Annotated in this window: 11 protein-coding genes and 1 pseudogene; all 12 read right to left on the minus strand. The window is 55.4% G+C overall.

Features of this window, described 5'->3' with window-relative positions; genetic code table 11:
* Window positions 1-80: 80 nt before the first annotated feature.
* A complete protein-coding gene (locus ACJ8HT_RS15725; RefSeq protein ID WP_141960270.1) occupies window positions 81-2,204 on the minus strand; it encodes a TonB-dependent receptor family protein in 2,124 nt (707 codons plus the stop codon).
* A gap of 160 nt (window positions 2,205-2,364) precedes the next feature.
* The gene (locus tag ACJ8HT_RS15730; protein ID WP_197653003.1) at window positions 2,365-3,501 is read right to left on the minus strand and encodes an ABC transporter substrate-binding protein; all 1,137 of its coding nucleotides are present in this window, start codon (window positions 3,499-3,501) and stop codon (window positions 2,365-2,367) included.
* A gap of 86 nt (window positions 3,502-3,587) precedes the next feature.
* Window positions 3,588-5,735 (minus strand): phosphocholine-specific phospholipase C, encoded by a 2,148-nt coding sequence (locus ACJ8HT_RS15735; protein WP_194571735.1) that lies wholly within the window; start codon window positions 5,733-5,735, stop codon window positions 3,588-3,590.
* Window positions 5,736-5,860: 125 nt separating this feature from the next.
* Window positions 5,861-6,494: pseudogene (queF, locus tag ACJ8HT_RS15740) on the minus strand (NADPH-dependent 7-cyano-7-deazaguanine reductase QueF).
* On the minus strand, window positions 6,472-7,368 hold the full coding sequence (locus ACJ8HT_RS15745) for a queuosine precursor transporter (RefSeq protein WP_194571736.1): 897 nt from the start codon (window positions 7,366-7,368) through the stop codon (window positions 6,472-6,474). The pseudogene queF and the gene ACJ8HT_RS15745 overlap by 23 nt, the downstream one beginning before the upstream one ends.
* Window positions 7,369-7,983: a helix-turn-helix domain-containing protein gene (locus tag ACJ8HT_RS15750; protein WP_194571737.1), complete on the minus strand. Its 615-nt coding sequence runs from the start codon at window positions 7,981-7,983 to the stop codon at window positions 7,369-7,371. It lies immediately after the preceding gene.
* 530 nt (window positions 7,984-8,513) lie between these two features.
* Window positions 8,514-9,815, minus strand: coding sequence for a cytosine permease (locus tag ACJ8HT_RS15755; RefSeq protein WP_197653002.1), 1,302 nt, complete (start codon window positions 9,813-9,815; stop codon window positions 8,514-8,516).
* 20 nt (window positions 9,816-9,835) lie between these two features.
* The gene (locus tag ACJ8HT_RS15760; protein ID WP_033636032.1) at window positions 9,836-10,525 is read right to left on the minus strand and encodes a helix-turn-helix transcriptional regulator; all 690 of its coding nucleotides are present in this window, start codon (window positions 10,523-10,525) and stop codon (window positions 9,836-9,838) included.
* Between the two features lie 27 nt (window positions 10,526-10,552).
* Window positions 10,553-10,963, minus strand: a complete 411-nt coding sequence (locus ACJ8HT_RS15765; protein WP_060422598.1) for a GNAT family N-acetyltransferase — start codon at window positions 10,961-10,963, stop codon at window positions 10,553-10,555.
* 429 nt (window positions 10,964-11,392) lie between these two features.
* The gene (locus tag ACJ8HT_RS15770; RefSeq protein WP_194571738.1) at window positions 11,393-12,307 is read right to left on the minus strand and encodes an alpha/beta hydrolase; all 915 of its coding nucleotides are present in this window, start codon (window positions 12,305-12,307) and stop codon (window positions 11,393-11,395) included.
* 628 nt (window positions 12,308-12,935) lie between these two features.
* Window positions 12,936-13,820: an ATP-grasp fold amidoligase family protein gene (locus tag ACJ8HT_RS15775; RefSeq protein WP_197653001.1), complete on the minus strand. Its 885-nt coding sequence runs from the start codon at window positions 13,818-13,820 to the stop codon at window positions 12,936-12,938.
* Window positions 13,821-13,870: 50 nt separating this feature from the next.
* Window positions 13,871-15,166, minus strand: a complete 1,296-nt coding sequence (locus ACJ8HT_RS15780; protein ID WP_197653000.1) for a lysine N(6)-hydroxylase/L-ornithine N(5)-oxygenase family protein — start codon at window positions 15,164-15,166, stop codon at window positions 13,871-13,873.
* Window positions 15,167-16,224: the final 1,058 nt, after the last annotated feature.

A 16,224-nucleotide genomic window follows, 5' to 3' on the forward strand; every position in this document is an offset into this window, starting at 1 on the left:
ATGGGCAAGATGCGGGAAAACCGCCCGCGATTCGGTCGGGCGGTTTGATGAGCGAAGCGCCTGTGGTGGGCGCTGGCGCGTCAGAAAGCGATCGATCCCTGCACGAAGAAAGTGCGCGGTTCGCCGACGTACTTGCCGAAGTTATTGTCGTTGGAGCGGGTGAAGTAGCGCTGGTCGAACAGGTTTTTCACCCCGGCGCCCAGCGTCAGGTTCGATAGCTGCGGCCCGAAATTATATTCCCCGCGCATATTCCACACCATGTAACCGGCGATATCGCCGAACTGACCATCGGCGCTTTCCTGCGTGACGTACTCCGGCCCGGTGCCCGGCGAATGCTGTTTGGACTGTGCGTAACCGTCCAGATTCCATACCCAGCTGCCGGTGGCGTAGCGAGTGCCGACGGTATACACCTGGCGCGAGTAGAACGGCAGATCTTTACCGGCGAAGTCGCCCTTGTCGGTGCTGGCTTTGGTGTAGGTATAGCTGGTGTAGACGCTGGCACCGTCGAGCGCCCGGTTCAGCTCGCTGAGATCGTAGCTGAGCGCCAGCTCGATGCCTTTATGCTTGGTGGCGCCCATATTGGTCCAGCCCACGTCGTTGCTGATGTACTGCAGCTGGTTATCGAAGTCGATGTAGAACAGCGTGGCTTCGGCTTTGACCACGGTATCGTCGTAGCGGGTGCCGAATTCATAGGTGTGCGCTTTTTCCGCCGTCAGCCCCGGCGCAGGTTGGTTGCCGTTGCCGCCTTTGGTCAGTTGGAAATACTGCATGCTGCCGAACGATGTGTTGGCGTTGGCGAACAGTTTCCAGGCGTCGGACAGGTGGTACATCACGTTCAAGGACGGCAGCGGTTCGCTGTAGCTTTTCTCGCGGCTGATGTTGTTGAACGAATCGTCCACGTGGGTGCGAATGCTTTCATAACGCAGGCCCGGCGTGATCGTCCAGTTGCCGACGTTGATGGTGTCGTCGATATAGAACGCGTTGGCTGCGGTGCCGCCGGAGGTGTGCTGGTAATAGTCCGGGGTATCCGGCGTCGAGTCGATATTCGCCGGATTATACCAGGCCGAACGCGACGCCTTTTCATCCATGGTTTCATTCAGGTAACGGTAACCGAGGGTGATCTCGTGCGCCATATCCCAGAAGCGGAAGACCTGCGAATAGCTTGGTTCGATAGCCCAGGTTGAATAGTGACGCGGATAGGAGACCATGCGCCGCTGGCCCGCGTTTTTGCCGGTGCCTTCCGATTCGATGTTGCTGCCGCGGTAGCTGTCGGTGAAGTAGGTCAACACCTCGAACTGCTTGTCGTCTTCCTGATGTTTGTACTTGAACGACATATCCTTGCGGCGGCCTTCGAACTGGTCCCACGGCCGCGTGGACTGGAACGGGTTCTGCGCGTACTGCGCGGTGCTCAGCCCGCCCGGCATGCCGGCTTTGGCGTCGTAGTAGTGGAAATTGGCCAACAGTTCGTCGCGATCGGTAAACGCATAACGCGTTTTCAGCATGAAATCGTCGATGTCGGTGTTGTCGTTGTTGTCGCGGTAACCCTGGCCGTGCAGGCCGGAGTAGAGCAACTCGGCGCCGAAGCCGTTGTCTGCGGTGCCGCCCACGGAGGCGCTGGTTAGGGTCTTCAGGCCGCCGTGGCTGGCGCCCTGGGTTTGAACGCTGGCGGTGCCGCCAAACGTTTTGGGAATGTCTCGGGTAACGAAGTTGATCACGCCGCCGACGTTCTGCGGCCCGTAGCGGACTGCGCCGCCGCCGCGCACCACGTCCACCGATTGCAGATTACCGATAGACAACGGAGCCATCGACAGCTGCGGCTGGCCGTAAGGCGCGACCGCCAGCGGGACGCCGTCCATCAGAATGGTGGAGCGTGGAGAAAGACGCGAAGTCAGGCCGCGCACACCGACGTTGAGCGAGATGTCGCTGCCGCCGGTGCCGTTGCTGTCGCGCACCTGCACGCCGGGCACGCCGCGCAGGCTATCGGCGATGGTCTGGTCGCCTTGCTCGTGCATCTGCTGCTGGGTGACGATGGAACGCGCGCCCGGATGGTTGAGCAGCACCGAACTGGTATCAGGGTTGTCCAGCCAGTTGCCGACGACGGTCACGGTGTCGGTATCGTTTTGAGATGAATTATCAGTAGCAAGGACAGGGAACGCGACAGCGATGGAAGCCGTCAGCAGAGAAAGCCGAAAAAGAGGTGACATAATAATGCCTTAAGAGTTTCAGACCCGGATGTGTTTTTTTAGAAAAGACAATCTTAATGATAATTATTGGCAAGTAAATAGAATTGTTACGGGATAGTTAAGCGGGTAACTAAATAATGAATGCGAGAACCAGGGCCCGGCTGGCGGGCCCTGGCGGGGGTTATTGCGGCGTAAGCCAGAAGACGCCGCTGTAATCCAGCGCGGTGAATTTCTGGTGCACCATTTCGATATCCGCTTGCGGATCAATATCTTTAAACAGCGCCGGGTGCAGGAATTTGGCGATCGCCTCAACGGCGATAAAGTTAAGTGGCGTGTCGTAAAATTGATGGTAAATCGCCATCACGCGTTTTTCTTTCACCGCTTTCAGCACGTTAATGCCGGTGCGATCCAGCAGATGCGCCAGTTTCTTTTGGCTGGTGGCCATATCGGTGGTGTAACCCAGCGGCACCGCCAGCGTGCCGCGATGCCCGCGGCTCCAGTCGGCGCCGGTCAGCAGATAGAAATCCGGGGTGCTGCTAATCACCTGCTCGACATTCACTTCACCGCCCATGTCTGAAAACAGCTTACTGCCGATATTGTTGCCGCCGGCGGTATCGATGAACTGCCCGAAGCTGCCTTTGCCGAAGGTGTTGCAGCACTGTTCGCCTTTGATGCCGGCGCTGCGCTCGATAAAGACGCTGGGGCGTTGCTCCGGCTTCAGCGTAGCGACCCGCTGCCGCACCAGTTCGAGGCGCTGCTGATAGAGACGGATAAAGGCGTCGGCGTTGGGCTGCTCGTCAAACACTTTACCCAACAGCGTCATGCTGGCGACGGTATTGGTCAGCGGCTGCTGGCGAAAATCGATGATCACCACCGGGATGCCAACTTTTTCCAGCTGGGTCAGTACGCCGCTGTCTTTCAATTTGCTCAGCAGGCCGATGTCGAAAATGATCAGATCCGGTTGGCGCACCACCGCACTTTCCACGCTGAAATCACTGGTGTAGGGATTGTCGAAGGTAGGGATTTGCATGACCTGCGGAAATTTTTTCGCGTAGGCTTCAACCAGGTCCGGCGCTTTGACCTTCAGCGAGTTGTCCCAGGCGATGATGTTTTTCAGCGGCTGCTGCGGGTGCAGAATATTCAGCGCCAGCAGCGCGCGAGCGTCGGCCAGAATAACGCGTTTGGCCGGTTGCGGCAGGGTGACCTGGCGGCCGGCGACATCGGTGACGACGATCGGCGCGGCTTGAGCGGCGCCAGCCAATAGCAACACACAGGCGGCCAACCAGCGGCCGGCTTTAACGATAAGGACAGCGGGCATGAAGATCCTTGGGTAATCGGCGAAGAACGAGAACGCAATGATAAGCGATATCCTTTCGCTTTTTGAACTCCCTTGATGCCGAGCGGTTACTCCTGCCCCATCAGCGGGTCGCTGACACTGTGCTCGCCGTCCTCAAGCCGCCCCGCCAGGCGACGCAGCCAGCCTCCGTGGCTTTGCAACGTAAGGTCATACCAACCGCCGCTGGCGCGGGCGTCAAACGTTTGCTGGTGGCTACCGTCCGCCGGCAGCGTGATGTGCCACGGGCCCTGCTGCGTATAGGGGCAGCGTTCGAGGGTAACCGCTATCGCTTCGGTGCCCGGATTGTTCAGCTGCAGCTGCAGGCTGCGGCCCGTCGGGCGCAAACGCACCTCCGGCTGCGGCCGGTTCAGGGCGCCGCGCAGCTCACGATGAAAGCCGTTCGGGCCGAGCAGCCACAGATGGTACTCATTCTCCGTTTGCCAGTCGTCGCTGACCGCCTTGCCGGCCTCGACGGTATAGCGACGCGGGATCTGCGTCAGATCCCGTTGGTCGTAGACGTGAAACACAGCCCCTTGTTCGCCGGTATTGAACAGATTCAACGTCACGCGGCGATGCTCGGCCGCGACGGTGGCTTCAACGTGCAGCTGATAAGGCAGCGCGCGGGAAGGGCGCGCCAGCCGGCGTTGGTGGGGCAAACGTTGGTGGGCGAGCGGTGGCAGCGGTACCTGCGGCAGCTGTTCCTGGCGCTGGCGCAGGCCATCGGCGGCGTGGCGACTGGTGGCGGGCAGGCTCGGCAGCGCTTCGCCGTTAGGGTCGACAAAGTTGAAGGCCGAGGTGAGATCGCCGCACACGGCGCGGCGCCAGGCGCTGATGTTGGGTTCATGCACCTGAAAGCGCTTTTCCAGGAATTGCAGCACCGAGGTGTGATCGAAGACCTGCGAATTGACCCAGCCGCCGCGGCTCCAGGGCGACAGCACCAGCATAGGCACCCGCGGGCCGGGGCCGTAGATGCGGCCGTCCGGCGGCGGTTGATCCTGCGAACCGGGCGGCGCCACGTGCTGGAAGATCTCGGTGTCGAACGGCACCGTCGATTTACCGGCGAAGCTGCCGTCTTCGCGCAGCGACGGCGCGGAAGGCGAAGGCATATGGTCAAAAAAGCCGTCGTTTTCGTCGTAGTTGACCAGCAGGACGGTTTTACTCCACACCTCCGGGTTGTCGGTCAGCGCGTTGAGGATCTCTTGGGTGAACCAGCCGCCCTGCACCGGGCTGGAGGGATCGGGGTGTTCCGAATAGGCTGCCGGCGCGATGATCCAGCTGACCTGCGGCAGTTTGCCCTGCTGTATGTCGGAGCGGAACCCGGCCAGCATGGCGTCCAGATCGTTGCCGTCGGCGGCCGGCAGGGTGTTGCCGTTGCCTTTGTACAGCGGCGCGGCCTCGTTAAGCGCATCGCGATAGTGCACGAAGGCGTTGAAGTCCTTCGGCGGCCGCGCCGGATTGCCCACCTGAATGCTGGCGGCGCGGTATTGGCGAAAACCCGCCAGCGGGTTGTCGGTAAAGTTGTCCGGCAGGAATTGATACACCTTCCAGCTGACGCCGCTCGCCTCCAGCCGTTCCGGATAGGTTGTCCACTGGTAGCCGATCTCCGCCGGGCCGGGGCTGTCCCATTCGTTGACCACCACCGCCACGTCGGCGGCGGACGGGCCGTTGGTGCCGGTCCAGTGGAACAGCCGGTTGGTGTTGGTGCCGGCGTGAATGGCGCAGTGATAGGCGTCGCATAGAGTAAAGGCGTTGGCCAGCGCGAACTGGAACGGCAGCTCATGCTGGCGGTAGTAGCCCATCGAGGCCGGCGTTTTGTAGGTGGGCCAGGCGCTCATGCGGCCGTGATCCCAGGCGGCTTGCTCATCCACCCACGAATGCGGCGTGCCGGTGACACGCTGGGCGTTGCCGCGTTTGCTGTCCAGGTGGTAGGGCAGCACCAGCCGTTCGGCGCCCTGTTGTTGCCAGACATGGCGATCGCCGGGCAATGGAATGGTAAAGCGATCGCTGAAGCCGCGCACGCCCGGCAGAGTGCCGAAGTAATGGTCGAAAGAGCGGTTCTCCTGCATCAGGATCACCACGTGTTCGACGTCGCGCAGGGTGCCGGTGCGGTTGTTGGCGGGAATGGCCAGTGCTTTGCGAATCGAGGCGGGCAACAGCGAGAACGCCGATCCGATGGCGGCAGCCCGCAGGATGTCTCTGCGTGAAAGGTCAGGCATGCGTCGTTAATCTCCGTCAGTGTGCTTTGAAGATAGCCGCTGACGACGATAATGGCGAAAAATAACAGGGAGATGAAAGCGAGGGGGAACAATGCTCCCTCGCGGGAGCATTGCGGGGATAACGCTTACTGTCTGATCAGGCGGCCGAGCGCCGGCGCCGTTTCGAAATCGCTGCGGAAGGGGTTGATATCCAGGCCGCCGCGGCGGGTGTAGCGCGCGAACACGCTGAGTTTTTCCGGACTGCAGCTCTGCTTGATGTCGTTGAAAATACGCTCGACGCACTGCTCGTGGAATTCGTTGTGCTGGCGGAAGGAGATCAGGTAGCGCAGCAGGCTTTCGCGGTCGATTTTGCGGCCTTCATAGCGGTGTCCCAGTCCGGCTGGTTGGCGACCTGGCCGTTGGCCGCCCGCGACAGATCCTTTTGCATGGCGGCGCTCACCTGTTCCACGCTGTCGAAGCGCGTTTGGTTGAAGCTGTTGAGATACAGCTTGAACGATTTGGACTCGATCAGGTTCGACGAGGAATGCGGGAAGGTAAATTCGCCGATGCCCACCACCGGCTTGCCCTTGGCGTTGAGCCAGGACAGCTCGAAGGCGGTCCACAGATCAAAGCCGCTGCACGGCAACTGCCGCTCGTCCACGCCGATCAGATCGCGCACGCGCGCACGCGCAAGGCTTCGAGCAATGCGGGAGCATATTGATCCGGATAATCGGAGTTCGCGCCAAGATGGGTGATCTTATCTTGCTTTTGGATATGCATATTCATTGCCCTTTGCTTGTTCGGTATTGATATAGCGGTTAAACAGACTACGGGTGGCGTAGATCGGCCCGACGCCCAACAGGGCGTAAACCACCTTGATCAGGAACTGCGACAGGATCATGGTTTTGATGATGTCCCAGCTCAGCACGTTGTAGAAAGCCAGCGTACAGAACACCACGCTGTCGATGGCCGAAGCCACTATGGTGCTGGTGATCACGCGCACAAACAGGTAACGAGAGTTGGTCAACTCTTTGATTTTGCAAATCAGGTAGGAGTTGACGTTCTCGGAGATCAGGTAGGCTGCCGAAGAGGCCACCAGCACCGCCATGATACTGTGTACGATGCCATTGTAGGTCTCGCTGTACTCCCATTGTGGAATGCTTGGCACCAGCGTCGTTACCCAAACGCCGAAGACGAAGGTCAGGTTGGCGATAAACGAGATGATGATCGTGCGCCTGGCCAGCCGTAATCCATAGAATTCGTTGAGAATATCTACCAAAATAAACGTGAGTGGGTAGATGAAGATCGCCGGCGGCGTGATGAGGTTCAGCACCGGGATTTGGATCGGTTTGACGCCGCACAGCGTTGAGAAGATATAAATCACGCTGAGCGCCACGGTAATAATCAGGTAGGCATACCAGGAACGTTCATGGCGATCGCTGAGCTCGTAGGCGGTTTTTTGTTGGTTGTCGCCATAGAGCTTGCGGTACAGCGCCTGCAGCTCGTGCCGGCTCAGATCTTCTGATATTTCGCTGTCGGCCAGTTCATTCAGCCCCATGGTAATGGTTTTGCCGGTGGCCAATACCATGACATTGGCTGCGATGGTGCCATGCCGGGTGAAGCCCAACAGCTTGAACTTCTGATTCGGTTCCATTTATAACCTTTCTCCAACGATATAACCCAGGAATTGCACGGTGTCCTGAGGGCGTTTGTCCATGCTTTCTCTGTCTTTGTCGTCAACCACAAAGAAGCCGCTTTTTCCCGAGTGAAACAGCAAAGGTGAATCGCAAATCAGTACCGGCGGACGTTTAATGATAATGACTTCGCCGGGAATAAATGCCCCTTTAATTTCGGTCTCTATTTTCATTGCCAACATGTTCGACTCATCGCCGAAGAAATAAGTCAAAGGAAACTCGGTGACCAGTTGCCCGACCTTGCGCTGCGAGACGGCCAGATAACGCGACTGCGGGATCACTGGAATGGCGGAAGGGTTCTTGTTGCCTTCGGTGGACAGCGTTTCGTTGAGCAACTCCAGTTTTTCCAGATCGTAGTCTTCGATCTCCTCGCAGGAGACGCCGAAGAAATCGGAAATCCGATTAACGGTGGATTGCTGAACGTTGTTCACTCTTCCGTCAAGAATTTTGTAGAGGGTGGTGCGCGTCAGGCCGCTGCGGTTAGAAAAGGAAGCCTTTGTTTCACCGCGGGTACGCATCAGATATTCAATATTTTTAATGATGTTGATTTTGCGCTGTGCGTTGGTGGTTTTCATTGGCTGTCCTTACAAACATTACGCAGGCTTCACTATATCTTACGGGTTGGCGTTGTCCAGATAAAAGGGCGTTAGCGGGTAGGTAATAGGCTGATTATTGGTGTTAATTATTGTTTTTTGTCAGTCGTTTAACGCGGTGATATTGACGAGGATAACCTGGCTTATCTGTGAGGATGGTAAAGTTGTGCAAATCAATTGATTAGCTTTTTCTTATGGAAAAGTGAACGCAAAAGTCGGTTTTATGTGTGCTTTTATGTTGACCAAAGCTTATTTCATGAGCTACTGTTCATGCAAGCTGAAGTTTTTCTTTATGATCAAAACACTGAGGCCAACGATTTTTATAATAAAAACTCAGAGGGGGCGTTGCCGCACTTTGAGCGTAATGGATAACTTGCTACCGACACCAGGAACCCTAACTACCGTGATCGTTTGTTTGCGCGATCGGCCCATTCTTTTAGGTTATACCCACCTTTCCTGAAGATAAAACACTCCCCCGCCACCGGAGGAGTGCGTTGTTTCATGCGCGAAAATCAGAGCGACTTCTGCGAAGCCAGCGGTTTTTGCGCCCGACTGAAGGCCAGTTTGAGCACCCAATACAGCAGGCTGGCGGCCACCAGGGAGTTGATGGTCGGTACGCCCCATTCGGTCGCCAGGCCAACGGCGCCGCCGGCGATGCTGGCGACGATCGCCGCCCAACCGATGGTTGGCGTTTCGTTCGGCAGCTGGCCTGTACGGCGGCTTTCGTCCAGGATTTTGCGATGGCTGCGCAGCAGATAATAGTCCACCAGCATGATGCCGATAATCGGCGGGAAGACCACGCCAAGCACCGTCAGGAAGTCGACAAAGCGGTCAAGAATGCCCAGCACCGACAGCGTGGTACCCAGAATGCCGATCACTAATGTGGTGTAGGTGTACTTCAGCTTTTTGCCGGTGATGCCTTCCACCGCGTTGACGATGCCCAGTGAAGAGGAATACAGGTTGAGATCGTTGACGCGCAGCGTGGAGAACACCACCACCAGCAAACCGGCGCCGCCGGCCGCTTGCGACATGATGGTGACCACATCGGCGGTGCCCAGGGTTTTGGCGATCAGGATCGCCAGGCCGTTCACCACGAACTCGCCGGCGATGATGGTGAAGATCGTGACGCCGAACACGTGCTTGCCGTTTTTGGAGTAGCGGGTCAGGTCGGGCGTCATCAGGCTGGCCACGATGGCGCCGCCGACGACGATGGTGATGCCGGCGCTGATGGTCAGCGGTTCACCCGGTGGCGCCAGCTGGATGATCTCCTGCAGGTTATGGCCGGTCAGTGCGGTCACCGATATATAGGCCACCAGCATGATGAACATCGGCACCGCGATACGGGCGGCGATGCGCAGCGCTTTGAAGCCGAATGCCACCAGGATGGTCAGCAGCGTGCCCGAGAGCCCGGCGGCCAGGCCGAAGCCCAGCTTATTGCCGAGCGCGAAGTCGAGCGACTTGGCGAAAATGGCGTTTTGAATGCCGAACCAACCCAGCAGGCTGACGGCCACTACCACGCCGATCAGCACCGACCCCAGACGGCCGAAGCCGCACCAGCGCGCCAGCAGGCTGCCGGAAATCCCTTCGCGCATGCCCGCCAGCCCCAGGCCGTAGGTCACCACGCCGAAGATCAGGCTGCCGACGAAAATGGCGGTGAAGGCGTCAAGCAGCGTCATGGAGTTGCCGAGCACGGCGCCGAGCATGAACTGGTCCAGCGCGGTCAACATGCCCATATGCACGATGGCCACGCTTAAAAACGAAACTCTTTTATCCTGCGGCACCCGGGTGAGCGGATAATCTTCGATCTTTATCACGGTGAGATCTTCCTTGCGGTTCAAATAAACTGAATGCCTTTGGTTATCAGGCGATCGGGAATGTAGTTATCCAGGTTGGCGTATTTGCAGTACTCCTCAAATTGCTGCTGAGTATGCACGTTGGCTTTCTGGTAAATGTTATAAATGCGGTTTTCGATGGTCTTATTGCTGACGTTATAGATTTTGGCGATCTCTTTCACCGTAAATCTCTGAAGCATAAGAAAAATAACATCGAGTTCGGCACGGGTGAACAGCTCGTTATTGACTTCGGTGGTCAACACGCTGGGCTTTTGCTGATTGATGTATTTCAGCGGCGACAGGCTGTTCATCGGCTTGGCGTTCCAGATCACGCCAATCACCTGTTTGTCATCGTTGTACACCGGCAGCTTTTCGCTGATAAACGGCGTCAGGCTGTCTTTGCCGTACCAGTAGTGCGTTTCTATGACCGTGACCCGATCGCGCGCCGCTTCGGTCATTTTGTCATGCTCGATAAAATCGGCGGCGGAGTCGGCCCAGTCGGCGGGAAATTCGTGATCATACTTGCCGGCAACGTCGAAATTCAGCGGCGTATTGGTATAGAGATAAGCGGCGCGGTTCATATAGAGGTGGCGGGACAATTGGTCTTTGATGCCCCAGGGTTCGCTCAGATGCTCCATCATGGTGATGAGGCCCTTAAAATAAGATTCATTATTTTTATGCGATGAACCCATACCTACCTCTGCGCCGCTCAGGCCGCGTTACAGGCTTTTAGCCAGGTAATGGCGGGTGTGGCGATGCGCATAGTCGCCCAATTCGCCGTAGACCCGATAGCCCAATTTTTCGTAGAAGCCTCTGGCCTGGAAATCGAAGGTATCGACATAGGCCATATGGCAACCGCGCTTGCGGGCTTCTTCTTCGGCCAGCTGCATCAATTGGCGGCCGTAACCACTCTTGCGACACCGATCGCCGACCCACAGATACTGCACTTCCAGGCCGCCCCACCAGGTACGTGCGACCAGGCCGCCGACGATCTGCTGGTTGTCGTCGGTGACGGTCAGAAACAGTGGGTGAATGTCTACGGGCTGGGTTTTATGGTTGTGAGCCCAGAGGCTGTCGATAACGAACTCTTCATCCTGCGGGTTGGGTTTGTCGGTGATATTAATATTCATTTTTAATATAATTCCCTGATTTAATTATTCAAAACTGAACTAGGCGCTTTGCCCTAACCGCTTCTAATATCACTTTTATTAATGTATTTCAAGGGTGGTTTTCACCCTTTTCCGCCAGGTGAGAGGGCGCTTATAGTGGGCGTCACAGGGAGAAGAAAATAGTGAAACAGGCGGTATTAAAACGCTGAAATGCCCTGCTTACACCATCTTTTCCTACTTGCGCCTCACCAGGGCCCCACCGGGAAAACTGCAGTACTGTATGGCTCCACCGGATAGAGCAAGCTCACTTGCCGACGGGGAGCCACTTTATTTTTGACGCGCCCATCCCACGATAGCCAGCCACTCACTGTCTCAGATATTAAACACTCTTCTCATCAGAAGATATGAGCCGCAGATGAAAATGTGGCCGATACCCTCTGATCCGCTGATTTAGTCTTCTGATATCACACTGCTCAGCGCCGGCTCGATGGCGGCACCCAGCATGGCGCCGTGTCCTAAGGTGGGCCACTCCCGATAACCGACGACGAGACCGTCGAGCTGTGCCAGGTGTTCGGCCAATGAACGCGTGGCGTTTGCCGGCAGGGCGGGGCTCTTCACGCCGGGCGGTGCCGCGCGATCGCGATCCGCCAGGCCCACCCACAATTGCAGCCTCGTCGCCGGCGCCTGGTGCCGTTCCGTCATCTGCTGCGCTTCTTGCAGGATCATGCCGTTGCCCCACCACAGCGAAGGTTCCACGGCGATGTAGCGTTGGAAGGCGGCGGGATGAGTGAATAATGTGTGCAGAACAAAGAGGCCGCCGTAGGAGTGGCCCCACAGCGTTTGCCGCTGCGGATCGATCGCCAGTTTGGCGGCGATTGCCGGTTTGATCCGAGTTTCAATCAATTGTAAGAACGCATCCGCGCCCCCGCCGGCCCGTGGCGGTCTCTTCATGCCTGCCGGCAACGGGAGCGTATAGTCGTAGGCCCGACCGGCGGCATCGATGCGCAGATCGTTGTCATAGCCGATCATCACCAGCACCGGCGGCCGCTTCGCCGCCGCCAATTTGGCCAGCAAGGCGGGGGTCAATCCCATCAGCACCGCATTGCCGTCGAGGAAATAAACCGTTGGATAGCCGTCAGGCGCAGGGGCCTGGCGCGGCTGGGCGATGCGAACGCGGTAATGCCGTTGGCCGTCGGCGGAGGTGAAGCGCAGATCGCTGAAACGGTAATCTGCAGAATCGCTATCGGCAACGGTAGTGCCGATCTTGCGTTCCAGGTCGGGCCTGGCCAGCACGGAGCCCGGCAGCCAAAGGCCGATGGCGAGCGCCAGAAGCGCGGAGATAAAATGCCGGTTGGACAAGAACATGCGCGTCAACATCCTAGGAAAAGGCCGATAGTAGCATCCGTTCACATCCGGCAAAAACCTACCTTTAGGGCGGGCATTCCGACGGCGAAGTGCGGCCGCAGCCCAGAGAGGGCCGCCAGTTGCTTTGCCGGGTTAATAGCAACCCCTTGTTATTATTGATAAGTCAGGAATAAGAAGGATTACAATTAATTAGAAATGATTATGATTTTTGTGGGTGAGCAAACGGCGAAGAAGGGTGAAAACACACGGTTATCAACGATGTTTAGCAAAAAAAGCCCTATAAAATAGGGCAAAGACACACAACAACACCAGGGAAACTTTCCGGTATCTTATATTATAGCTTCCTATACATATAGAACATTTTATTATAAATATGTAAGTGATTCTTATTAATCGCTCAATACCATTGTTTTTCAAATGGTTATGCAGCCTGGCTGAGGTATTGCCCTTGGGTCTGGTGCAGGTAGCCAAGGGCAGGTGACAGAGGGCTTTGCCGTAACGGTGGCATGAGCAGATGTGATCATCGGCCCGATAATCTTCAAGGCGATACCGGCCGGCAGGCTGCAAAAATGCCGGCCGGTATTTCTCCAGGTGCGCGACCCAATCTTCCTTGTGGCGTCCGGTAAAATCAGTGCGGTTGCAACGTCAACATCTCGCCAAGCAAAACATCGGTTGGCGGCAGGATATCCGTATCCAGCCCGGCGGATGGGGTAAAGGTCAATTCGCCGAAAATGATCTGGCCTTTGGAGATATAGAAGTCAACGCGAACAAACTCGAAGGGCGCGGACAGGCGTGAAGCGTACTCAAACAGCGCATCATATCCCTCTGGCTTCACGAAGGCGTCTATTTCTTCCTGGCTCAAGGCCAGGCAGTCATCGCTGTAGCACAGAAACTTGAAATCTTTGTCAAAGAAGTAATACTTCGGCGACCCGGTATCTCTGCCGACACACAGCAACGTGCAGTAAGGCACACCGCGGAAACAATAGATTTTATAGTCTTCAGGCCCGTGACCATTGGGCGATTCGATGTACTTCTCCCCAATGATCTTTTTTTGTATCCCTTTGTAGTTGAGTTCTACATAGGTTTTCCAATAATCATCTTTCATCCAGCCATCGATCAATTTTTTTGCGCTCTTGATATTCAGCAATTTTTTATTCTGGCAAATCAGGTTATACCCGGAACCGTGATTCCCTTTGATCACAAATTTATCCGGTAATGCGTCCCACGGAATATCGTTCACTGAATCACAGGCAAAGTACAATTCATTAAGGATCTCTTCGCACCCTTGATCTTTGATGTACTGTCTTACCGCGTATTTATCTGCACACTGCTTCACCAACGCATTGTGACTATAACCATTCAACTTCAGGTGATTGATCTTTTCATTCCAGGTGGACGGCGCCTGCAAGTTTAACGGTTTGCCAAATGCTTTTTTGTAGAGCAATCTGGCCTTGAATTCGGGAGCCAATACGGCCAGCTGCTTCGTAATAAATTTAATGACTTGTCTTTTCATATCCGTAATTCCATCAAAGCGTAGTGACAATGATTAAGACGTTCTTGTATTTAAAACGCGTGTGGCACGCTTTCACTGCGCCATTGAATGGCCGTCGGCGTGGTTCCCAGATCAAATGGCTTGCGGTCTAACGCCCGATTAAGAATCCGGGCCGATCGCCACGCCATCAGGCTCAACTGCGGATCGGCGATGCCGTGATTGTGCATACTGGCGTTCATGGCGAATAAGCAGTTCTCCGCGGGGCCTTCCCACTCAAAGGTAAAGTCTGGGGCGATGCGGTATTCGCCATCTGCAGTGGTCAGCAGGCGATGGGCCAAAGGTTCAAGGAACTCTGGCGTGGCCGTCTGATAACCGGTGGCAAAGATCACCACGTCCGCCTTGAAGGCTTCTTCACCGTGATCGAGATGATGACGCGTTTCGAGTTGGTAGGCGTTATCCAGCGTGTGTTTCACGGCCGTCAGCGAACGGCTGGGCAGCAGGCGCACCCATAATTTCTCGCGCAGGACATCGAAGCGGTGATACATGGCGCGATAAATCGCCAGCAGCGACTCACTGGTGATGCCGTCTGAGGTCATCTTCTGTTCGGCCAGCATATGCCGTTTGGCCGCGCTATCCAGCGAGTAAAAGCTCTCGACGTAATCGGGCGTGAAGTATTCGTTGGCAAAGGCCGCTTCATCGAGCGCGTTGTAATTGTTGCGGCGCGATATCCAATCGAGCTGTTCCGGCTGCCCCCATTCCCCTTTAAAAATATTCAGGAACAGATCGGCGCCGCTCTGGCCGCCGCCGACGATCGCCACGCGTTTGCCGATCAAATCGGGGTTGCGCAGCATCATTTCACTGGCGTGGAAACAGCGATCGCTTTGCGCCGTCACGCAATCCGGCAACTTTATTTTCTTGCCTATACCAATGCTGACGTGTTTGGCGTGGAAGACCTTATTCGAGGTGGTCACCACGAACTGGCGCTGCCGATCGTCGAACTCGATCCGCTGAACGTCTTGGTTAAACGCCAACGAGTCCATCCCGCCGGCGGCCCAGGTGAGGTAATCGGCGAACTCTTCACGCGATGCGGTGCGCTGTTCCGTCGTCAGAAAACGATAGAACTTTCTGTTTTTTACCAGATAGTTGAGGAAACTGTAGCGATTGGTGGGAGCAACCGCGCTCACCAAATCTTTTAAAAAGTTGGTCTGCATGCTGCAATCCGCCAGGATCATCCCTGGGTGCCAGGAGAAATGAGGTTTGCGCTCCAGGAATTGCCCCGTAAACCCCTCTATTTCACTTCCTAAGGCTGCCAGGCTAAGATTCGACGGGCCAAGGCCAATGCCGATGATATCCAAACGCTGATTCATTAATAAGCTCCAGTATAATGAGAATAATACCCAGAAATACGGCTGCAGATAGGGTGGCTTATAGCAACCAGGCTGCCTTTTTCTTATAAGTAAGCTTCACGAATTAAATTTAATTAAAATGTGTACGGGCCAGAAATACCGAGTTTTTAAATGCCCGTTTAGAATTAGGTAGCACATCAGGTAAAGGCTACGGGCGTATTTCTTTCCATGAAAATCCCTATGAAAGCTTGCATGTGGTTTTAATGATTATTCCTAAGTAAAAATCCGATATCCTTGAGTCTCGACGCCATGAAAACGATCGCCCGAAACGGCTACCCATCGTATGGGTTCTCATCTGATTTTCTGGTGTATGTGCCAGCCTGCGTTCGTTTTGCATTTCCGGGATCGGGTGTTCGTTGCTTAGAATAACCCTAAAATAGGCGCTGAGAAGGTGAAATAACGTGATATTAAAAGCCGGGCGCTTTTTGCAAAGATGAAATCGGAAGTGAAATTATGAAATCGGTTGATTAAATTATTTTTCATCAATTTATTCAATTGGTTATCTGGGTTTTTCTGGAGGGGTTAAACCTGTCTTTCGGGACGACCGCACGGTTCCCCATTGTTTTTACCGTTCATCACCGTGAGATTTTACCCCCAATGGCATAAACCGATGCCCGCGAATTGTTTGCGTTAACTATCTGGTTTACCGTTTGTTGAACTTGCGCGGGACGAGGTTTGTCAGGAAAAGAAGATTCTTTGAGCTGGGAGCGAAAGATTCTGGCCACGACGGCGAAGTGAGCAACCTCTATCTGGCAATCATTTTGGTGCACGTTAACCGACCGCGACAACAAAAATATCTCAGTTAATTTGGAAAATTTTTACTCTTCAGCCAGGGCGAAACAGTTGCCGAATCACAGGAATGAATAGGATAGCTTTTTTGAAAGCCGAAATGCTTATGGTGGTGACAGGGATCTGGCGAGGATCAGCGTCTCATTCAACACCTCGTGCAGCATAATTACACCGAAACTCGTGCTATACTGCCAGAGCTAAAATTTCCTGCAATCCAGGAAATGCCATAA

This window comes from Serratia sp. CY44782 (assembly GCF_052168715.1).
GTDB lineage: Bacteria > Pseudomonadota > Gammaproteobacteria > Enterobacterales > Enterobacteriaceae > Serratia > Serratia nevei.